Below are 22,288 nucleotides of genomic sequence, written 5' to 3'. Positions count from 1 at the left end.
ATGGAACAGAGGATAAATCAAAGATGTTGTACACAGGACATGGCAACACCATCTGTGGAGAGCTTTGTAACGCTTCTATTAAGTATATAAGAACCCCACTGCTTTAGCTGTGGGAGTAGTCAGGTAAATAGCTACTATCTCCATGAACAAATAGTCCATTTAATGTTAAATTCATATGTAAATTGGACAGAGACTTCGGATATTTTAATGTTATTAACATTGGATAATGTGTTGTTGAAAGTCTATAGTGCATGAACGGAAGCTGCAGTAGAGTATTAAAGCGCTGCTGTAGCAGTTCATAGCGTGCAGGATATGCCTGTAATGCCGCTTCAACATTTCCAACAAGTACTAAACGGAATAGCACCTTGCTGGTAATGAGCTAAATCGAGATATGCAGGCAATGTTGCGGAAGATTTCACAATGTTTTGCGAAAAAACAAAAGCCAAGCCACTATAAAGTGCACCAACAGCTTTTCCACTCACAACGGTCGAACTAAGGGTAATAGCTGTTCCTAAAACCATCATTAAAAATAAACTTGGTGATAATGCTAGACCTACACCAATAAAAGTTGCTACCCCTTTTCCACCATTAAACTTAAGCCAAACCGGAAACAAATGACCGAGCATAACTAAACAAGCACCTAGAACTATTGCCCATTCTTCGAAATGCCATAAACGCCCTAACCCTACAACGAGCGCCCCCTTTAAAGAATCCCCTAAAAAAGTCCATATAAAAGCACCTTTTCCAATAACACTACCAGCGTTTCGAGCCCCTAAGTTTTTACTTCTCTCTTCCTGTAAATTAACACCATACGCTTTTCCAACGAAATATGCCGTCATAAAATTCCCTATTATATAACTAAGCATCCAGTAAAATCCAAGCGTTCTTTCACACCTTTTTTACAAAAATTATAGCTCATCACCTTAACGTGGGGTTGATTTCCGTTTCGACTGGGTGCTTTACTAGGGGCGCCCGATGAGCCGTTTGGGACAACTAGGTGTTGTTTGTGCGTAAGCGGAGGGCTGCAACTAGTTATTGGGTACGAAGGCGTTATCACAGGATTTGATGTTTTTAGCCTTCGTTCCTCTACTATGCTCGCTCCGGGGACTCATCTGTGTCGCTAATCCCAAGGAGCCGACCAGCCTCACTCCAATCGACTTATATATGGCATAAGTTTTAACAAATGTTATCCCTAAGTTTTGGTGGTGATCCGAAATTATGTATTGTTAACATTATTTATGACATTTTTTAATGTCTATTAATCGTTTTGACTTTTTTTATCTGGCACTTTGCCTCTTCTATCCGTCGCTCTCCCTTTTCTATCCGTCGCTCGGCTTTCTCTTTTCGTCGCTCTGCCTTTCTATCCGTCACTTAAAAAAAGCTGTATAAGCTTATATGCCTATACAGCTCCTATTGCTAGTTTGCTCTTTTTGCAATTGTCTTTGCAATACAATCGCCATGGAATCGGCCATTTTCAATAAAAATTTCATTGGCATTATTTCCAGCTGCAATAACTCCTGCAATGAAAAGTCCTTCTACATTTGTTTCCATAGTTTCTGCATTAAAGAAAGGACGACCCGTTTCATAATCAATAGAGACACCCATTGCTCGAATAAATGAATGATCTGGATGATAACCTGTCATCGCAAAAACAAAATCATTTTTTAAAGTTTTCTTGCTACCATCAATTTCTACTACGACCTCATGCTCACGGATTTCCAGTATATTTGTATTGAAATGCATTTGGACTTCTTCATTTCGTACTACTCCTTCAAATTCTGGTAAAACCCATGGCTTGATGCTAGATGAATACTCACTACCACGATAGACAACAGTGACGCGTGCTCCTGCCTTATTCAACTCAAGCGCCGCATCCACTGCCGAATTTTTCCCACCTATTACAAGAACATCCGTATCGAAAAATTCATGTCCCTCTTTAAAGTAATGGAATACTTTCGGTAATTTCTCACCTGGAATGTTTAAATAATTTGGATGGTCATAGTAGCCAGTTGCGATCACTACATAAGATGTTTCATAAACCTCTTTATCTGTCGTTACTGTAAACACTGCTCCATTTTTTACAACGCTATTTACTTTTTCGAAGCGGTTTACTTGAATATCTTTCAAACGCACAACTTCTCGATAATAAACTAGTGCTTGGTTTCGCTTCGGCTTACGTCCTTCAATAATAAAAGGCACTTCACCGATTGCTAAACGTTCACTCGTACTAAAAAAAGTTTGATGCGTAGGATAATTGTAAATCGCATTTACGATATTTCCTTTTTCAATTACAACTGGCTTTAATCCAATATTTTGCAAGGCTATTGCTGCTGCTAAACCACATGGGCCTCCCCCAACAATAATTGCATCTACTTGTTGCATTTCTTGACACTCCTATCAAATTCGTATCAGCATTAATTTGCCAATACTTTACTTTCACTAAAGCGAAACTTTAATCAGTGGGAGCTTTCTTCATCCTCACTGATTATTTGTCTTCATCAATCGGGTTTTTACGGGCAGTTAGTCTCCCACCTAACTTCTTTGCTCTCGTTGAATTTTGAGGTGGGAATCTTGTAGTTGACGATTCGCTTTCAGTACAGATAAATTACTGTCCGTTAATGCGGGATAAATCGATCATCGCTTCCATTATACGCCTTCTATCAAGTTTTGGTTGTTTATTTACCCGAAATTTCAATGTCAATAATATGACATTGTGGTCTCGCACCAAGTCGGAAAGGTAATAATGTCGTACCATAGCCGTTACTTACTAACGTCATCACACCCTCACGCTCCCGATAAGAGCCGTTTGGATGCACTCCGTATGGACCAATTCTAATTTGACCACCGTGTAAATGCCCACCAATCATTAAATCTGCCCTGAATTTAGCACGGACTCTTGCAAAAACACCAGGGTTATGTGCGATGAAAACAACTAAGTCTTTCTCTCCTACCTTTGCAAATGCTTCATCAAAGCTATTTTTCCTTGTAGTTGTGTCTTCAATTGCATTTAGCCAAAAGCGGTTTTTTTTAGGTAGTAATATAGCATCATTGGCAATAATCTGAACACCATGTTCCTGTAAAATATTTCGGAAACGCTCTTCACCTACTTCTCTGTCATTATTACCCCATACAAAATAAGTTGGTCCTAAAGGAGTTAATAATTTTAGGTTGTCATGAATACGCGGAATAGGTGTGCGTCCATCCGCAAAATCTCCACCAATAATAACAGCATCAAATTGACCATCTAATTTCTCAATCATCTGACGGTTAATTTTGCGTAAATGTGTATCCGAAATAAAAAATAGTCGAATCTTTTCTTGTTCACCCTTTAATAACAATTGATGATGTAAAACATTATTTTCATGTGCCACCTTCAACATATAAAGCAGGAACGCGATGACTACTAAAACAAATAGTCCAATATAAATCATTCCCTAACATCTCCTTACGAAAGCAAAAAGACGATTCTTCATTATAACGAATCGTCTTTTCACTAAATCAGACGCACGTCTCACCTTATTTGGTGTTAACGTTTGTCCATTATTTTATACTAGAAAAACATCATTGCCAAAGAATGATACCCGCTTTTCTTATGGTAGCTTAATAACTTGCCCAACTGTTAAAGTATTAGAAGACATACCGTTTGCGGCACGGATTTTTGCTAGTGTTGCTTCACTTCCATCACCGTAGTGATTCAATGCAATACGATATAGATTTTCATTTTGCTTTACAGTATGGGTACTTGCTTTTGCAGCTTGTTTCGCTTCCTCAGCTTTACGTGCTTCTTCGGCTTTGCGCGCTTGGTCAGCTTTTTTCGCCTCTTCCGCTTTTCTTGCCGCCTCAGCTTGTTGTTGCTGTGCTATTCTAGCTTGCTCAGCTTTTTTAGCTTCCTCTGCCTTTCTTGCTTCTTCCACTTTTCTAGCTTCTTCTGCCTTCTTGGCTGTTTCGGCCTTCTTGGCTGCTTCGGCCTTTTTCGTTTCCTCAGCCGCCTTCTGTTCAGCTGTTAACTTTTCAGCGTCTTTCTTGGATTGATCCTTTGCTTTGTCTGCTTTATCGTCTTCTTTATTTTTGTTAGTTGAAGATGCTTCAGCTTTACTTCCTGTTTTGTCAATTTCTACAAAATCTTCAGAGTTTTTTTCTGCCTCTTCAATCGTTTGACCAGGTTCGTAGAATTTCGCAAAATAGATTAATAATGATAATGGAATTAAAATAAAGATTACAAAAAGAATCGTCATTAGTGGCGTTTTTCGTTTTGTATTTTTTGGCTTATTATTGTTGCTTCCATTTTTATTCATTCTTGAAACTCTAGATAAAGCTTGCTGTTCTTCTTGTTCTTCCTCAAAAGATTGACGATGTTCTTCGATTTTATCGCGGTAATCTTCTTTACTCATTCGTCTTTCCTCCAACCTTACTACGCATTCTATCATTCTATTATGACGAATTTTGCGAAAAAAGTAAATGACCGTCAGTTATAGTCTAAAAAGGTTCTTCGTTGCGACTGGGTGCTTTCCTGAGGGCGTTCAGTCTTCACTCCAATCAACTTGTTCACATGACATACGTTTTAACAAAATGTCACCCCAACTTACGATGATGAGCCTCTAAAAACCCATCAAAAGTTGCTTTAACCGACTTTTCCACGGGATCATTTCTATTTTTTTCTCTTCCTTCAAGCGTACTTTATTGATTTCATCATAATGGATTCCACAATTTTCACAACAGTTTTCCGGTTTTTTCAGCAATTTTTGCCCAAAATACCCGACTAGCTGCGTGCGAATACAGTCTTTTGTCTGAGTAATTTTTTGCATTTCGTCGACAGCACGGTATTTTTCCAGTGCCAAATGATTTAGACGTACTTTAACTTGTTCCATGGTTTCTTGTTGTAGCCAGTAATCAAGAACACGAAAAGCAGTCTCACTCAACTCTCCGTTTTTCAGCATTTGTGAAGGCTGTACTTGTTGATTTAGTAGTTCCTGATAACGATCGACATGACCAGATGTTGGCAAATCGCCTGTTACAACAAATTTCGCAAGCTCCTCGTCACCATCACAATAAAGTAAAATTGCGAGCGCCGGTTGACCATCACGCCCCGCACGGCCAATTTCCTGCATATAATTTTCTACATTAGCAGGCATCGTTTCATGGACAATTTGACGAATATCTGACTTATTGATACCCATCCCAAAAGCATTTGTTGCCACAATCCAGTCTAGTTCTCCGTCAATAAATTGCTGCTGAGTAAACTGGCGATCCTCAGCCCCATAGCCTGCATGATACGCTGCTGCGCGTATACCTGCCTGGATTAGTGCTTCACTGTACTGTTCTGCACGCTTCCGAGAGGACATATATAGAATACCTGGTCCTGCAGTCTCTTTTATATGTTGAATAATCCAGTGTACTTTATCTGCCCTGTCCTCAAAAATGACACGTCCAAGATGAATGTTTGGTCGATCCACATTGTACAAAAACTCAAATGGTGTATGTAGCGACAATGTATCTCGTATTTCATTGACTACTTTGTTCGTCGCAGTCGCTGATAATGCTAAAACTGGTGGACGATTTACTTGTGAGAACCATTGTCCAATTCGTAAATAATCTGGTCGAAAATCAAAGCCCCACTGAGAAATACAATGTGCCTCATCTACTACGATAAGACCTAGCTGCATTTGTGAGAGCTTGTCCTGAACTTGTTGCTGTAAAAGCATTTCTGGTGATGTGAAAATAAAACGAAACTGCTCTAAAAAATGTAATACATATCGTTTTTCACTTACGGTTAAAAATGAATTTAAGGCGACTACTCTCTTTTCACCAATGCGTTTTAGCTCCTCTACTTGATCCTGCATGAGCGAAAGTAGCGGAGAAACAATTAATACTGGCTTCTGCAAGATATACCCTGGTAACTGGTAACAAAGTGACTTACCCATCCCTGTTGGTAATAAAGCAAGAACATCTTTTCCTTCTAGAATTGCCCCAATGACCTCTTTTTGACCTGGACGAAATGCTGTGTAGCCAAAATGCTTTGCCAATGTTTGTTCAAGTTCCATCTATACTTCTCCTTTCGCGAGGACAAGCTTTAACTGAAAATAACTCATACCTTCAACCACTTCATGCAATGTTTTCAATTTTTTTGTTTGATATTGTTTCGATGCCCGCCAAACTTTTTCCGCTTCTTCATATGAGACGAACGGACCAATCGAAAAGTTCGGTTCATACATGGCTAATTCTACTAAATGATCCTCAATTGTACTTTGTTTTAGCTTTCTTATTTGCACAATCTGTTCAATCGAGTATCCTTGCTCATATAAATGTGCCGTTTGCTGAGCTGAATCGGTTAGTAATGCTTTTACTCTTAGCTCCTCTGCTATTTTACGAAGTAACGGATAATCATTTGTCTGATGGACTTCATTTAATAATGTATGTAGCAACTCTATTAACGCTAATTGACAATCTAAAACTGCTTCCTTACGTTCACTAGCAAGCTGCTGCCAAGTCCATCCTGGTAAACTGTGGCCACTCAATCGATAGAGGACAAGCTGTTTGTTAGCTTCAGATAAAGATAATCCAGAAAGCACGCGTTCACATTCCTCCAATAATTGCTGCTGTAAACGCCCATCTTGGTAGTTATGCTCGAGTAAAAAAGTGCGAACCCAAGACTGAATATTCGTATCCCTACTTATTGGAGAAAAAGAACGAATCCCAGCACTTTGATAGGATAAACTTTGTACAATTAACGAGAGCCTTGCAAAAAATACATGCTCATTTCCCCGATAGTGCCATCCATCAAATAAAAAATCAGGTGTCTGCTCCGCTCGCTGTAGACCTAGCTTTTCCATGGAATAGTGACCGGATTCTTGTATTTTTAACCAACTATACTGCAAAAATAAAGATACAGCCTCATCGAATGTCGCCCTAGGCAACTTAGGTAATAGCCCGAAATAATTATGTAGCTGAAATAGGCCGATGTCTTGAATAGTCTGGCCTGAGCGCTTTCCTCTCAAGACATGATAGGCAGCAGAAATCGTTCGTTCGTTATTGAGTTTTTGAAAGATTTGCAATAAAATTTGATGAAACATAGACGCAAATTCCTCCAATTTAATAGTATTTATGTTGAAATGTAAGATAAACATCTTTAAAATGAGTATGAAGCTTTGTAGGAACATCGTAAAAGGAGAGAAAAAAAAAATGGCTAAATACACAATTGTTGATAAAGATACATGCATCGCTTGTGGCGCTTGCGGAGCCGCAGCACCAGATATTTATGATTATGATGATGAAGGTATTGCCTTCGTTATTTTAGATGATAACATGGGAACTGCTGAAGTTCCAGAAGATCTATTAGAAGACATGCAAGATGCTTTCGAAGGTTGCCCAACTGACTCAATCAAAGTAGCAGACGAAACTTTTGATGGCGACTCATTAAAATTCGAATAGTTTTTATCTTCATTCAGCACTCATCCCACCTCTGAAGGTAGTGAGATGAATGCTGATGTGTTCCCTTTTAAGTGGGTGTCCAAACACCTACTGAATGAAGATAAAGCCTCCGGCGGATGTCACGGATTTTGAAAGGAATGAATTGTGCAAGCACAATTCAAAATCCGGACGCAATTACGCCAAGGCGAAATTGATATTTCATTAATATCCCTAAAGGCATCCTTAACTGGGTGCCTTCTTAATTAATTTTTCATCCTCACGTTGCAAACACCAAGGCCAAGGAACATAACACTGAGATTTAGTTGATTGTATAGTTGATTTTCCTACTCAGGATATACATAAAATCTATTGGGGGAATGATAATGTTTAATCAATTAGAAACAGATCATAGTTTATACCATATTGATGAAGACCATATTAATCAATTTAAAAACCTTGCAGCAAAATGGCAAACTATTTTTCCTGATTTTCAGTCTAAGTGTATGAATGCATTAGATTCTTGGGCTATTATTTTAAATAGCTGGTTCTTTTTAAAATCTCATCAGGAAAATAATCTTTTTTTAAATTCTTCAAAGGCAATGCACTATTCAATTAACATTTTTTTAATGGAAGAGCTCAAAAAAATTCAAATTATTCGTAAAATTATCGAGAGAAATGATGATAATTTATTCTATTTTGTCGCTTTCCAGCTTGGCAAAGCTATTGACCTCTGGGCCTATAACATAGTTGTTCAAAGTGATACGGCGGACCTTTTAGAGCAAATGTTTCAGCAACCCTATTTTCTAGCTCATTTGAATGATGATCTTCTATCTAGCGACACAGCGTTTCACAAAGATCAAACAAGAGCCATCAAAATAATTGCACAGGCTATTCGTACACAAAACTGTTTTAGGATTGCAGTACACAGCGCAGTTTACAGTGCATTAGATATGTATGAGTCACCTAAAATTTAAATACCATCTATTGGATTCGTCTCTAACTAAATGGAGATGAATTTTTTTGTGCCTTTCCTAGTAAAGTTGTACACTCTTTTCATCTTGTTATTGCAACCATTTTTTATGTATGATAAGATTTTAGTAGTTGGTACTAATAACAGATATTATTTCATAAAGGGGTTCTTATAGATGATGGATAATTTATTACAATTAAAAGATAAGAATATTGTCGTAATGGGCGTGGCAAACGATCGAAGTATTGCTTGGGGTATCGCAAAACGTTTATTTGACGTAGGTGCAAATGTTATTTTCACATATCGCCAAGAACGTTCATTAAAAAAGTTACAAATGCAATTAGAGAAAATCGGGCAATCTGATTCACTGATCGTACAATGTGACGTCAACAGCGACGAAAGCACAAAAGCAGCTTTCGATGAAATCGGTACAAAAGTAGGCATTATCCATGGTATCGTGCACTCAGTAGCCTTTGCTAATGCAGAAGATTTACACAATCGCTTCTTAAATACAACTCGTGATGGCTATGCATTTGCACAAGATACTAGTGCCTATTCCCTTATTTCAGCAGCAAAAGCCGCACATCCTTATATGACTGAAGGCGGTTCTATCGTAACAATGAGTTACTTAGGAGCAGAGCGTGTCCTTGATGGCTACAACGTCATGGGTGTAGCGAAAGCTGCATTAGAGGCATCTATGCGCTATCTTGCTGCAGATATTGGTAAAGATAATATTCGCGTCAATGCTATTTCAGCTGGAGCGATTCGCACACTTGCTGCAAAAGGAGTTCCTTCCTTCAATACAATTTTACACAAGATCGAAGAAACAGCTCCATTAAAACGTAATGTTCAACAAGACGAAGTGGCAGATATGACAATCGTGATGCTTTCTCACTTATCACGCGGTGTGACAGGCGAAACGATTTACATCGACGCAGGCTACAATATTATGGGTTAAATACAAAGAAGCATGAAAGATCATCATTTTAAATAGACTATAATAATTAGAGGATATTATGTTGTGATATTTGGTTTAAAAGATACATTGAAAGTCGTCAAGATAGAGATCCAGCAATTTTTGTTACTGAAAGAAATCCACATCGTATGAGTATTGCACAAGTGAGGTATATCATTAAACGAATATCCAGTCGTGCTGGAATAAATAAAGATATACACCCCCATCAGTTAAGACATAGTTACGCTACACATCTATTAAACAATGGCGCACCCATTGAAGTAATTCAAAGTTTAATGAGGCATGAAAAAAATGAAACTACTCGTATTAATGCACAACTAAGTGGAAAGCTTAGGAAGGAATTTTATCAGAAGTACTTTTAGTTTATTTAAAACAGAGAAACACCATAATAAATGTTTCTCTGTTATAGTGATAGGTAAGCCTTTGACGTTATCTCCGGCTTTTCCCCCACTTCACACCGTACGTGCGAGTTTCCCAGCATACGGCGTTCCCATTAATCCAATTTATTCAATTTTTATGTGTAGGCTAAGTTGTCATGTAGAATCAGATTGTGGCGTTCAGACATTTCTTACGCAATTCATTTACTTTCAGTAGTTGCTTTTCATCTAATTTCAATGCTTTGAGGAGCATTTGTATTTTCTCGAGGTCTTTTAAGTGGATTAGTCGGTGGATTGATTCATGGATAATCATTAAATTGCCATAGGAATCATCCTGTGTTAAATAATACGGTGTTTTATGGTGACAGTGCCAACCATTGAAACCTAGTGAAACACCAGTTACAGCACATTTTCCATATTGAGCAATAAACCGACTAATGCGATTATCATTATATTCAATGGAGCGTTGTGGAATAAATTGTTTCATCACATAAGCGAGGATTTCTTTAGGAATCGCTCGTTGATTGCGATGGATTTTGTGTCTACCTTCGGTAGTATAATTACAAATGTCCTGTGAGAAATTGAGATTAACTCGGCAACGTTGGGCATGAATAGGAACGAGCGTCATTTCTTTAATCTTGTACAACATACATTCGTATCCTTCATACCGTTTCTGTAACGATTTCGTGAGGTCTGTGAACGCTGCTTCTTTTCTCATTTCTTTCAGTCGATTATGCATAGTTCGATGTGTGCGGTGGTTCAGCTTATTTAAATCTTTTGTGACGTGTGACGCTGCGGCGTAATAATTTTGAATCCCCATTACAACCGTATTAAACCGCCATACATTTTCTACTGATTGATGTTTCTGAATCGCTTTTACAGCTTGTTTAATCGTTAGTTGAGCGTTTTTCAGTGCTTTTTCCGTCATGTGAGAGTGTGCAACATATAGCGTACGTTTCGCTGTTTTCTTTCGATGAGCTTTTATGCGGAACCCCAAAAATTCTGAGGAGTTTTTCTTTAAATTTACTACTTTTGATTTCTCTTCGCTAACCTCTAAATAGAGGCGATTTCTCAGAAAATCAGTTACCGCATAATACATTCTTATCGCCTGTGAACGAGTTCGACATAAAATTTTAAAATCATCCGCATAACGGACAATATAACAAGGTTTTAGGTTGGTCTTTTTTAAAGCTTGCATCTTGTTTGGTGGTGTTTTATAGACTTTTTTCGTCTGGAAGTTTTCCCACTGATGACTAACCCACCAATCAAGTTCGTTTAATACGATGTTTGATAATAATGGAGAGAGAATCCCACCTTGTGGTGTACCTTTTATCGGTAAACCCTCACCAACAATTTCTGCTTTTAATAAACGAGAAATAATAGATAATAAAGCTTTATCCCGAATCCCTATTGCCCACAATTGTTTAAGCAGTTTCGCATGGTTCACGTTATCGAAAAAGCCTTTTATATCAACATCTACACAATGATAAAAGCATCCTCGATTAATTAATGTTTCAAAGCGTGCTTTGGCATGATGTGTGCTACGATTCGGTCTGAATCCGTAACTATGCTTATAAAATCTCGCTTCACATATTGGTTCTAACACTTGCAAGATGCATTGTTGGAACAACCTATCCCAAATCGTTGGAATACCTAACGGACGCGTTTTTCCATTTGCCTTCGGAATCAAAACACGTCGAACAGCTTGCGGTTGGTAGTATGAGAACATTTTTTGTACATTCTCGATGACTTCTGAAATGGAAAGACTTTTTACATCATTGATGGCAAGTCCATCAATCCCAGCCGTTTGACTACCTGTATTTTTCTTAATGTTACGGTAGGCAAGTCGGATATTTTCATCCGATTGCATCAGTTCTACTAAATCATAAAAATTTTGACCATTAGCACTTTGAGCATATAACGTATCGAAATGATACTGCATGTCATAATACTCGCTATGCCTCAATTTCTTTCGTTTTAACAAGTCGGTGGCTCCTTTTGGAGCTGAACCTCTATTAGTCTCGCAGGAACCTTATTAATCGTTGAAAAACTGCCTTGCATGGTGAATAAATCTTGCATTAATCTAGTGGCAATCCCTCCACGTTCATTACACGCTTCAACGGTACTATACCACCACTTTCACTGATATAAAGAGAAGTTATACACTCGCTAATCTCACGATTATTTTCCTTCTCAACGCTTCATCAAGAGTAAGCTCTCCACGTTATCAGCTTACCACGTTGAATATTATCTATTATGGAACAAACTTAGGTGCTTCCTATGAGCCTGTTAGCGTTGCAAGTGCCTGTAACACAAGATGGACTTTCATATAGTTGATTCTTACTCATCCATAGCTAACCCTACATGATAGTAGTTAGTACATTTCTATATTATGTGCGTCTAGACCCGTACATTCGGAAGTTCGCCAGTAGTACACTAACCTTATGTGTCTATCATACATTCTCACCATATCTATTCAACCCAAGCATTATGATTTACACCACCCCATCGGGTAGGGTTTCGTCAGCCGAACTGTTACGGTAAATTCTTACGCCTATTAACCGAGCTTATAACACGCTTTTCCTTACTAAACAGTGTGCTATTCGACGCAGGGGGAGCCTTTCTGAGCGTTACCTCATCATTCGACTTCTTGATAATATCCTTCAATTAAAAACATAAATTGCCTGACCTTTACCGAGATTGTGTTAACCACAATTCATTTGAGCCAGGAACGTGTCGCACCAATTAATGCACCCGTTACTTTAAGTGTAAAATATCACAATGTTATCGATTTACAAAGTTTAAGTGATTATGTTAAGTGATTAAGACTAATGCACTTAAAATGAAAGTTATCAATGATATTATTTGTAAAACATTATGTTGAAGGTCTGGAATAATATGATCTTTTATTGGAGGTAATAATTTAAGTGTATTTTTAAAATGAGTTTCATATAGAGTTTTTGGAAATTGCTTTAAATACTTCCCAGTAAGATAAGGCATCCACCAATTTAGAAGTTGCATAAATAAAAATACAAACCAAAAGACCACCGAAATAATCATTAACCATTTTATCTGTGTAATAAACAATCCTATACAAAGAATGATAATAATTCCGTTTACAGTTGCCTCAATGATTTTTTCCTTTGTTGAGTATTTTGATAAATCATTCCACGGATAAAGATTAACAAGGGTTGTTACTTCAAAATAAAGAAACAACAGCATTTGGAACGCTATCGCAAAATTAAATAAATCCATTAACTCTCCTCCTTTTAATCCCATATTATTATTATATTCACAAGTATACACAGTGAACATTGGCTTTTCTAATTACTCTTTTCGAAAACAGAAGCAAAAATTGCTATTTCAACTAACCCGCACCTTTAGCACAACAAAAAAGATGCTGCTCCTGCAACACCTTGTTTAACTATTGCACCCCGTAAGTTAAATATATCTCATATTAAACGTATTACTGCATTCATACCTTTAACGACTTTCCAGAATTTAATATGAGAAATCATCAATAATTTCTACCACTTCAATTTTTCCGTTTATCAAAAGTTCATTTGGATAGTTACCTTTATTGGTATCGTTGGCTTGAGATACATAAAAACTTAGCATTTGAAAATCGGGTAGAACAAATGCTTATCTCAGCTTGTCAAAAATCTCACTATTTCACAGTTGAAGTTTTAAGAAAAAACAAAAAGCACCTTTATTCAGATGCTCTTTAATCAGATTTCAGTGGTTTCGTCGCTATGTTGAATGAATATCTGATAGAAAATATGCAGTAAAAGGAACGTTGGACAGGGATAAAACCAGACTGTCCATAGACAGCCTATTTAATAAATTTATCTAGTTTTTTACATTTTTTTGATTAGATTCTTTAGCAAATGGTGCTAATATAATCCCTGCAAAAAACAAAATGAAACCTGCCCATTTTATCCATCTATAATATTGGTGGTCTTGTAAAAAGTAAAATGAAGTAAGGATAATAGTAATACCGATACCAATAATACCGATAGCAATCATCCACTTTAAAGTAATCGGAATTTTTGACACTCTTATGTCCCCTTTTTATGTATATTTTTCGGAAATAATACAACACATTCAAATGTACCTTATAAAGTGTTTACTATAAAAAGTATGTGCTTTTAAATGTTTTTTAATATACCTCATTATAGGTAGTTAATATTTAACATAAGTCCTCGCACGCTACAGCATTTTATAGCAACAATCTTTAGGAAAACAGCTTTTAAGTAAAAAAATTAAATATGTCATTTTAATTAAGTAAACATAATTATAATCACCCTTCATCAAACCCTAAATTAATCGGCTCTAATGGCAAATTTTCTTCTTGACCAAGCATATTAGTTGATGTAACAGATAAATCTACTTCTTCAAACTTAAATCCATCAGCCCACACTTTACCTGTTCCTGTTAATAGAACACCGAAATGAATAGAAGCACTTTCCTTTGGTACATCTAATACAATCGAATAGAAGTTCCAGTCCGTTGTACCCTGAATAGGTCTATTATCCATGTTATCAAACTGAATCGCATCACCTGTACTATTATCTACTCGACACCAAACTCCACATTTTACAACTTCGTCTGTTTTTAAGAAACAAGACAGTTTTATACGTTTTCCTAGCCAATATTCTGCTGAAAAGCTTTGCATCATTGTCCCGAATTGACCTTCACCTACATCTGTTTTCGAAGACAGTAAACCTGATTTCATGCCTGTATGAAATACTTGTCCATCGGCTTTCATTTCATAAAAAGTTGGGTGTGAACCACTTAAAATCCATCCTTTAATTGTCGTTAAATCACTCATATCTTTTTCCTCCGTCCCTTGAAGTGTTCGCATAATTTTGCGATATTTGCCAGGTGGCATTTTATATAGCTCTTTAAAAGAACGTGTGAATGCTTCTTGTGATTGATAGCGTAACTCAAACGCAATTTGAAGTATCGATTCATCTGAATATAATAAATACATTGCTGCTGTTGCCAGTCTTCGTTTTCGAATATATTCACTTATCGTCAATCCAGTTTCTTGTTTGAAAATACGTGATAAATGAAATTTTGAATAGCCAATATGCGATGCATAATCATCTAACTGCCAATCATCTAGTAAACACTCTTCTAAAGAACAAATTACATCTTGAGTTACTTCGCTATACATATTGCTCACCTTACTTCCTAATTTCAGAGGATTTATAATATTGTTTTTTGATATTAATTGCTATTTTACTACTCATTCTATATTTGAGTAAATATTACAGTAAGTGCGATTCAATTTGCTTCACTATGTAACAACTTTACTACTTTATTCAAACTCGATAATCAATCATTATATAGCTTCTGTCGTCATTAATTTAATTAGCTGTTTATAGTAAGTATGGTTTTCTTGAAGTTCCTCATGTTTTCCAGAACCAGTAATCAGACCATCCTCAAACACTAGAATTTGATCCGCATGTGTAATTGTCGATAAGCGATGTGCAATAATAACCGTTGTACGTTCTTTCATTACATGCTCGAATGCCTTTTGTACTTCTCTCTCTGAGTCATTATCAAGGTTAGATGTTGCTTCATCTAATAATAATATCGCTGGATTTCGGAATAATGCACGTGCTATCGCTATCCGCTGCCTTTGCCCACCTGATAATTTAATTCCTCCCTCCCCTACTTCTGTATCTAACCCTTTTTCAAATTGTTGGACAAAATCCCATGCATAAGCGTTTTTTAATGCACTTATAGTATCTGCTTCTAAAACGTCACTTTTGCCATAAGTTACATTATCTCGAATTGTTCCATTCATGAGTGGTGCTTCTTGCGATACATACCCAAATAAACTACGCCACTGCTTTAAATCGATGCTTTCAATAGGCTGTTTTCCAAATCGAATAGTACCATCTGTTACATCATAAAATTGTTCTATTAATGAAAACATTGTGGTCTTTCCTCCCCCACTGGCACTAACCAATGCGGTTGTTTTTCCTGCTGGAATCGTAAAGGAAATACCTTTTAAAATAGGGTTATCATTGTATTGAAACGCAACATTTTCAAAAGCAATCGACTCATTGGGAGAAGAAATAGCATTCATCCCATGCCCTTCGATTGGTTCGTTCAAAATTTCTTGTAATCGTTCCGTTGCCCCCATCGCTTTTTGAAGTGCAGTGAAAAATGTTGCCATTTGCGTAAATGGCATAATAATTTGCACAAGGTAAATCATAATCGCTACAAGTTCACCTGCTGAAATCGCACCAGTTGCTACTTTTGCGCCACCATATCCAAATAATAATATGAGCACGACCATCATAATTAACGTCATAATCGGTGATAAAACCGCTAAAATTTTTGCTTCCTTTAACCCAAATCGATACAAATGATGAATTTTTTCTTCCCCATTTTGCTGCTCAAAATTTTCTGTTTGCGAAACTTTCACGAGTCGAATATTCGTTAATACACGTCCCAACTGTCCAGTAAAACTAGCAAGTTCGTCTTGATTTGCTTTCGCGATTTTATGAATACGTTGTCCAAGAGGCAATGTCAATAAAATTGCTACTGGAACCGCAATTAGCATCAGTAGTGTCATTTTCCAATCAATGATAATTAATATTATTACTGCACCAACAATAGCAAATAAACCCGAAATAAAACTAATCAAATGATCTGTAATAAGCTCCTTAATAACATTAGAATCTTGTGTAATTCTGCTCATTGTTTCACCAGATTCATGTGCATCAAAGTAAGGAATACGTAACCGTAAAACATGTGCCCATACCGTATTGCGCAAATTAGCCACAATTCTTTCCCCAAGTTTACGCATCATATAAAACGTTACTCCACTCAGTACGGCTTGGGAAATTAGAAATGCACCTACTAATAATATCGCCTGCAATGAAAAGCCAATCGTTGAAAAGTCATTGATCATTCTCATCGTAACTAAGGGAACAGCCAATCCGATAAGTGTTTCAACGATACTTAGTAAAAGAGTGCCTATCGTGAGTTGCTTCGACAATCGATTACTATTAACAAGCTGCCAAATTCCTCTTACAGAATTATTCATCATCCAAACCTCCATACACCCCAAGTCTGTCAGCCTGCGAAATCAACCACTCTTCCTCTTCCTTTGTAAAGGGTGTAGGAAATAACCATTCATTTAGTTGAATATCCTCATATTCCTTTAATACTTCTACTAACTCTTCTACTATATCTTGTGGAATTAGTGAGAATAACTGCTCGATTAACGATTTCAAATATTCGTCTTGAGTCGGTTGAATGTATGCCTGCTTCAACTGATTTGCTAAATCTATGTATTTTTGATTTAATTCAATAATATTCATTCCTGAAAAATCAAATAGGCGCTCTACCAACTCATCAGGTAATATACTTCGCCAATAGTCCCTTTGTTCATCTTCTTTTAGTAAGTTAAAAATCACCGTTAAAAAAATTGATGTATCAATTACTTCACTTTGTTTTCCTATTTCAATCGCCTGATCCAAGCTCGCAATAACACGATCAATTTGGTTTCGCTTCTTCTCTAGTTGTAGTTTTTGAAACTTAAATGAATCTATTAGCTGCTGTTCTCCATTCCGTAAAAGATCTTCAATCTCCTCCAATGAGTAATCTAAATATTTTAATGTTACTATTTTTTGAATTGTTTCAATGCTATCGTCATCGTAATAACGATGTCCCGAATCTGAAATAAAACATGGTTCTAGCAAACCCTTTTCACTATAAAATCGTAACGCTCGTACCGTTAGCCCCGTCTTTTTCGCAAATTGACCAATTGAATACATATTTTCATCTCCCTTTTCTTCAGTATAAATTCTACCGTTACGTCAGATGCAACTTCTTTTATTCACTTAACAAAAAAGAACACAACCTATCGCGTTCTTTAATAATTGAAAATCTTATATAATTAATACGACAATTTTTATTTCTGTGAAATTATGAACCACACTTACTTATGATACGGTTCACCGAAACTAATATTATATTCGTTATAAAAATGGAATTCCTTATTGATCTAACCTGCACCGTTATCCATCCATGAAGCGCAAAAATCAGCACTTCACCACAGAAAATGAAAGATTATTACGTTCTTTCATGGGAGTTTAATAAAGAAAAAAGAGCTGCATATGCAACTCAATGTTCTTCAAGTAAAGCACCTCATTAGTTAAACAAATTTAATATTTTTCTTCACAGAATTTTCTACCAAAGCATAGAGTAAACCTGCAATCCCAAAAATAATAATCGAACTAACAATACTTAAATTATATTCTACTATAGAACGGGAACCATATATTATTTCAAAAGAAAAAGCCCCTATTATCCCACCCAATAAAGTAAAGGTAACTACTTTCAACATCCAATATTTAACAAGTTTGCTTATGATAAATGTTAGTGGCAAACATGAAATAGGGTATAGAATAAAAGCATAAGAACCTATCTAAAAGGACCAAACATATTAGTCATATAAAATATGTTTGGTCATTTAATTTATTTAACTTTTTTCAATTTTGGTCTTGATAAAACATAAGATCTCTCATGCTTCTTTGTTAGGCTCCATTAAGATTGCCTATTTCAGATTATCACACTGTTATTTTAGTACCTTTGGGGCTGGATAATCAAAGCCCTTTGTATCTACTTCTACCTTTTTCATTTGCTGATCTTTTAATGGCTTTTCATCATCTCGTTCAGCAGCAGCGATAGCATCTACTGTCTCCATCCCCTCAATCACTTTTCCAAAGGCAGCATATTGGCCATCAAGCTGCGATGTATCCTTTACCATAATGAAAAATTGAGATCCCGCAGAATTCAGATCCTGCGAACGAGCCATTGAAATGACACCACGTTCATGCTTTAAATCATTTTTAAAACCATTTGATGAAAACTCACCTTCTATCGAATAGTCTGGACCACCCGTACCATTACCTGAAGGATCTCCACCTTGAATCATAAAATCAGGGACAACTCGATGGAAAATAAGACCATCATAAAAACCTTTTTTAACTAAGGAAATAAAATTAGCTACCGTATTCGGCGCTGTAGAAGGCTCTAATTCGATTACGATTTTTTCATCATTGTTCATCGTAATCGTTACAATTGGATTTTCCTTTACTTTTGATGAATAATCCACATTTTCTTCCGTTTTCTTTGCCGTATTTCCTTCCGATTGCCCACTGTCTTTAGCGGCTCCACAACCTGTCAAAACAAATGCTACTGCCAGAAAAGCAAAGACAATAGAAAATCCTTTATAACGCGCGAACATATTCTTTCAACTCCTCTTATCACCAGTCTACTCATTATATTATCAGATAGTTTATGACAAATCATTTTTATAATAATTAATGAAGATGGCTATATATATGGATGCGGACAAGAAAAGTAAATAAACTAAACAAAAAATTACTATTCCTAGTGCCCTAATGCAATGCGCTGTTGTTTAGCAATAATCCGCTTTAATCAATTATGCCTTGGCATAATTGCGTCCGGAATCGGCTTTGTGCTTAGGCCTGCATGATGCAGGTCAGTTAGCCGTTATCGCATGGATGCGATGATTTTAGGCTAACATCCTTTAAGAACTCCTTTTCCGATTTCCGTGACATCCGCCGGAGGCTTTAACTTATTTCAGCGGGTGTTTGGACACCTGCTGAAGTAAGTTAAAAATGATAGTAAGCTTGCCACGACTAAAAATACAGCAATCATACCAATAACCCCTCCCCAGCCGTAATGCATCCAGAAGATCCCTCCTACTGTTCCTCCAACACTTGAACCAAAATAATAGAAAAATAAATAGAGAGAAGAAGCCTGTGCTTTATCATGAGTGGCTCGTTTACTTACCCAGCCACTGGCAATCGAGTGCGCCGCAAAGAAGCCAAATGTAAAGATTGTAATTCCTAAAATCTTCAAACTAAGCAGCCCGTTTAATGTAAGAATCGCCCCTGTAAACATAATCGCAATAGACAATAACAACATCTTTTGACGGCCATATCGATCAGCTAGACTACCGAACCAAGCAGAGCTAAATGTCCCTACTAAGTAAATGACAAAAATCCAGCCAACAATCGTAGCACTTAAATTATAAGGTGGCGCCATCAATTTAAAGCCAATGTAATTATAAAGAGTCACAAAGCTTCCCATTAATACAAAGCTAATACCAAAAAGACAAAGCATGGATGGGTCCTTTAAATGCTGCAAAAGAGATGCCGTTAATGATTTAATCTGCAATGGACGTGCTGTAAAATGCTTGGAGTTAGGAAGCATCCAGATAAATAACACGCTAATCATAAGACTGATGACACCAAGTACAATCATCCCCACCTGCCAATTGTAAAGGTCCGTTAATGTCCCTATGATCACTCGTCCACTAAGCCCTCCTACCGAGTTACCACTTATGTATAAGCCCATAGCAATACCTAAACTAGATGGATCCATTTCCTCTCCTAAATAAGCCATCGCAATTGCTGGCAAGCCTGCAAAGACAACGCCCTGTATAACACGCAATACTAAAATCGTTTCAAAATTAGGCGAAAAGGCTAGTGCAAGCGTCAGGATAGATGCTGCAAAAATAGAAATCGTCATCAAAGATTTCCTTCCCCATGCCTCTGATAATGAGCCAACAACAATCATACTGATGGAAAGCGCAAAGGTTGTCACAGAAAGCGATAAACTCGCAACTGCTGGTGATACATGAAATTCCTCCGCAAATGTTGGTAGTAATGGCTGTGAAACATATAAGTTGGCGAAGGTAATAAAGCCGGCTAAAAATAAAGCCCAATTAGCTTTATTAAAGGCCTTAGTCCCTCTTTGAATATAATCCATTTCTTTCTCTCCTTAACGTACTTCCAATACTACTATTATTCTAATACAATATTCTTTAAAACACACGATAGTTTGTCAAAAAATAGACAAATTTACCTCTGTTTTTATTTCTGCACACACTATTTTAATTGACAATTACTTCTTGAGTGATTATAGATTTGCGGACTAATTTTCTTCACAGACTTTTAAATAAATTTATTTTTTTCTATTTTGAGTTGACAAATATTGTGCTACAGTGAAGTTAATCATCTAGAAATCATTGTCAATATGAGCTCCGATGACTAAACTATTTTCGTTGCACAGACTTGGAGGAATTTTTATGCAAATTATTGAAGCTTTAGCCCTTTCAGTACCTTATATCCACCTTGCATTAAAAGAAGAGGCAATTGTAGCTGTCATTGAGAAGGAAAGTGAAACAGTTGTAAAATATTTAGCTGGTAAACGTGTAGATTCAGGCTATCGAGATGGACAAAAAGTAAATGCTAATGACCAAAATGTTTTCATTGCCTTTAAAGGACAAAATGCTGATGTCGTTATACCAAAGGATGTATACGGAGTTGCCATCAATGCTTTTTCATTTCCAATTCGTGAAGATGGTAAAGTCGTAGGCGCCCTGGCATTTGGATTGCCAATCGACAATGAGCTTAAACTTGAGGATTATATGAGTACAATGGATAACATTGTAAACAACCTACAGGACAAAGTACATACTATTGCCTCACATTCAGAGGAATTAGCAGCAACAAGTGAGGAAATTAACAAACAAGCACAGCACGCCCTTGAAGATTCAGAGAAAACAAATGAAGTTACAGATTTAATAAAAAGCATCTCTCGCCAAACAAATTTACTTGGCTTAAATGCATCTATTGAGGCGGCTCGTGCAGGTCAGCATGGTGCTGGCTTTAACATTGTGGCACAGGAAGTTAGAAAGCTCTCCTTCGAAACTTCAAGCGCCACTGAAAACATTGAAGCATCCCTACGAAATATAAATAGAAATCTTGATAATCTAAAGCAAAATATGGGTCAAATCAATGACGCAACGAATGAACAGGCTCAGCTCGTTCAAGACTTCAGTGAAATTATTGAGGAGTTAACAGTTCTTAGCCGTGAAATGAAAGGCTTTATGCATGATGCCTTAAAATAATAAAGAGGTGAATACTATTGCAAATTACAATTAATCCGGAATTATCTTTACGTACTATAGCATTAGAAGATGCTAATGCTGTCTTTGCCTTAACAGATGCATCACGAGTATATTTACGTAAATGGTTGCCATGGTTAGATTTCACAAAAGAAGTAGCCGATTCAACAGCATATATAGAAGGTTGTATTAAAGGACATGAAGCTAAAAGCAGCCTCTCTCTTGTTATCATTTTTCGAAATGAAATTGTTGGCGTTGCTGGCTTTAATGCGATAAATCATAGCAATAAAATCGCTGCTATTGGCTATTGGCTCGGTGAGGGAGCTCAAGGACATGGTATTATGACGAAGACAGTGCAAGCATTATTACAATATGCTTTTGAGGAATTGCAGCTCAATAAAGTGGAAATTCGTGCTGCTGTGGGTAACTCAAAAAGCCGTGCCATCCCTGAGCGACTAGGCTTTGCAAAAGAAGGATCCATTCGTGCGGCAGAATGGCTTTACGATCATTATGTTGACCATGCTGCTTACGGTATGCTCGCTAGTGAGTGGAAACAAATTAAGGAAAAATAAAAGCTTCTCAAAAATAGC

At 36.8% G+C, this 22,288-nt stretch carries 20 protein-coding genes and 2 pseudogenes; 7 read left to right on the top strand and 15 right to left on the bottom strand.

All coding sequences use genetic code 11. The annotated features are described in order from the left end of the window. Nucleotides 1-103 precede the first annotated feature (103 nt). From AN161_RS30345 to AN161_RS14780, 7 genes are all read right to left on the bottom strand, one after another. Nucleotides 104-364 (bottom strand): hypothetical protein, encoded by a 261-nt coding sequence (locus tag AN161_RS30345; protein ID WP_143114813.1) that lies wholly within the window; start codon nucleotides 362-364, stop codon nucleotides 104-106. Next, a complete protein-coding gene (locus AN161_RS14805) occupies nucleotides 330-839 on the bottom strand; it encodes a glycerol-3-phosphate acyltransferase (RefSeq protein WP_241774571.1) in 510 nt (169 codons plus the stop codon). The genes AN161_RS30345 and AN161_RS14805 overlap by 35 nt, the downstream gene beginning before the upstream one ends. A 577-nt stretch (nucleotides 840-1,416) precedes the next feature. After that, entirely contained in the window at nucleotides 1,417-2,382 is a 966-nt protein-coding gene (locus AN161_RS14800; protein ID WP_053595110.1) for a YpdA family putative bacillithiol disulfide reductase, read from the bottom strand. 293 nt (nucleotides 2,383-2,675) lie between these two features. After that, nucleotides 2,676-3,431 carry a metallophosphoesterase gene (locus AN161_RS14795; RefSeq protein ID WP_053595109.1) on the bottom strand — a complete coding sequence of 252 codons (756 nt, stop codon included), beginning with the start codon at nucleotides 3,429-3,431 and terminating at the stop codon, nucleotides 2,676-2,678. 159 nt (nucleotides 3,432-3,590) lie between these two features. Next, entirely contained in the window at nucleotides 3,591-4,391 is an 801-nt protein-coding gene (locus AN161_RS14790; RefSeq protein ID WP_053595108.1) for a LysM peptidoglycan-binding domain-containing protein, read from the bottom strand. Nucleotides 4,392-4,598: 207 nt separating this feature from the next. Further along, nucleotides 4,599-6,041, bottom strand: coding sequence for a RecQ family ATP-dependent DNA helicase (locus AN161_RS14785; RefSeq protein WP_053595107.1), 1,443 nt, complete (start codon nucleotides 6,039-6,041; stop codon nucleotides 4,599-4,601). Next, complete coding sequence (locus AN161_RS14780; protein WP_053595106.1) at nucleotides 6,042-7,070, bottom strand: helix-turn-helix domain-containing protein; 1,029 nt, start codon at nucleotides 7,068-7,070, stop codon at nucleotides 6,042-6,044. A 109-nt stretch (nucleotides 7,071-7,179) separates the two neighbouring features. On the opposite strand from AN161_RS14780, the gene AN161_RS14775 reads away from it, so the two are divergent. From AN161_RS14775 to AN161_RS14760, 4 genes and pseudogenes are all read left to right on the top strand, one after another. Further along, nucleotides 7,180-7,428 carry a ferredoxin gene (locus AN161_RS14775; protein ID WP_004232564.1) on the top strand — a complete coding sequence of 83 codons (249 nt, stop codon included), beginning with the start codon at nucleotides 7,180-7,182 and terminating at the stop codon, nucleotides 7,426-7,428. Between the two features lie 362 nt (nucleotides 7,429-7,790). Next, a complete protein-coding gene (locus AN161_RS14770; protein WP_053595105.1) occupies nucleotides 7,791-8,381 on the top strand; it encodes a hypothetical protein in 591 nt (196 codons plus the stop codon). Between the two features lie 171 nt (nucleotides 8,382-8,552). Beyond that, nucleotides 8,553-9,335, top strand: coding sequence for an SDR family oxidoreductase (locus tag AN161_RS14765; protein WP_082340108.1), 783 nt, complete (start codon nucleotides 8,553-8,555; stop codon nucleotides 9,333-9,335). Nucleotides 9,336-9,397: 62 nt separating this feature from the next. Then, nucleotides 9,398-9,715, top strand: a pseudogene (locus AN161_RS14760) (tyrosine-type recombinase/integrase); the annotation flags it as partial. Nucleotides 9,716-9,896: 181 nt separating this feature from the next. On the opposite strand, the gene ltrA reads toward AN161_RS14760, so the two are convergent. Next, a complete protein-coding gene (gene ltrA, locus AN161_RS14755; RefSeq protein WP_053595115.1) occupies nucleotides 9,897-11,672 on the bottom strand; it encodes a group II intron reverse transcriptase/maturase in 1,776 nt (591 codons plus the stop codon). An 872-nt stretch (nucleotides 11,673-12,544) separates the two neighbouring features. Further along, nucleotides 12,545-12,985: a hypothetical protein gene (locus AN161_RS28240; RefSeq protein ID WP_053595103.1), complete on the bottom strand. Its 441-nt coding sequence runs from the start codon at nucleotides 12,983-12,985 to the stop codon at nucleotides 12,545-12,547. Nucleotides 12,986-13,266: 281 nt separating this feature from the next. On the opposite strand from AN161_RS28240, the pseudogene AN161_RS30615 reads away from it, so the two are divergent. Further along, nucleotides 13,267-13,458, top strand: a pseudogene (locus AN161_RS30615) (hypothetical protein); the annotation flags it as partial. Nucleotides 13,459-13,579: 121 nt separating this feature from the next. Here the strand turns inward: AN161_RS30615 and AN161_RS14745 are convergent. The 6 genes from AN161_RS14745 to AN161_RS14720 all read right to left on the bottom strand — a co-directional run bounded on the left by AN161_RS14745 (nucleotide 13,580) and on the right by AN161_RS14720 (nucleotide 20,557). Continuing rightward, complete coding sequence (locus AN161_RS14745) at nucleotides 13,580-13,786, bottom strand: hypothetical protein (protein WP_053595102.1); 207 nt, start codon at nucleotides 13,784-13,786, stop codon at nucleotides 13,580-13,582. Nucleotides 13,787-14,030: 244 nt separating this feature from the next. Next, the gene (locus tag AN161_RS14740) at nucleotides 14,031-14,909 is read right to left on the bottom strand and encodes an AraC family transcriptional regulator (protein ID WP_053595101.1); all 879 of its coding nucleotides are present in this window, start codon (nucleotides 14,907-14,909) and stop codon (nucleotides 14,031-14,033) included. Between the two features lie 168 nt (nucleotides 14,910-15,077). Beyond that, nucleotides 15,078-16,799, bottom strand: coding sequence for an ABC transporter ATP-binding protein (locus AN161_RS14735; RefSeq protein ID WP_241774570.1), 1,722 nt, complete (start codon nucleotides 16,797-16,799; stop codon nucleotides 15,078-15,080). After that, nucleotides 16,789-17,529 carry a MerR family transcriptional regulator gene (locus AN161_RS14730; protein WP_053595099.1) on the bottom strand — a complete coding sequence of 247 codons (741 nt, stop codon included), beginning with the start codon at nucleotides 17,527-17,529 and terminating at the stop codon, nucleotides 16,789-16,791. Before AN161_RS14730 ends, AN161_RS14735 begins: the two co-directional genes overlap by 11 nt. A gap of 803 nt (nucleotides 17,530-18,332) precedes the next feature. Next, a complete protein-coding gene (locus tag AN161_RS14725) occupies nucleotides 18,333-19,004 on the bottom strand; it encodes a peptidylprolyl isomerase (RefSeq protein WP_053595098.1) in 672 nt (223 codons plus the stop codon). Nucleotides 19,005-19,363: 359 nt separating this feature from the next. Beyond that, a complete protein-coding gene (locus AN161_RS14720) occupies nucleotides 19,364-20,557 on the bottom strand; it encodes an MFS transporter (protein ID WP_053595097.1) in 1,194 nt (397 codons plus the stop codon). A 319-nt stretch (nucleotides 20,558-20,876) separates the two neighbouring features. Between AN161_RS14720 and AN161_RS14715 the strand changes: the two genes are divergently transcribed. Beyond that, complete coding sequence (locus tag AN161_RS14715; RefSeq protein ID WP_053595096.1) at nucleotides 20,877-21,701, top strand: methyl-accepting chemotaxis protein; 825 nt, start codon at nucleotides 20,877-20,879, stop codon at nucleotides 21,699-21,701. Between the two features lie 17 nt (nucleotides 21,702-21,718). Continuing rightward, a complete protein-coding gene (locus tag AN161_RS14710; RefSeq protein WP_053595095.1) occupies nucleotides 21,719-22,270 on the top strand; it encodes a GNAT family protein in 552 nt (183 codons plus the stop codon). Nucleotides 22,271-22,288 lie beyond the last annotated feature (18 nt).

It is taken from the genome of Lysinibacillus sp. FJAT-14222, from assembly GCF_001278875.1.
Taxonomy (GTDB): domain Bacteria; phylum Bacillota; class Bacilli; order Bacillales_A; family Planococcaceae; genus Lysinibacillus; species Lysinibacillus agricola.
Note: the sequence above shows the minus strand (reverse complement) of the source record. Positions and strands in the feature narration are given on the sequence as shown.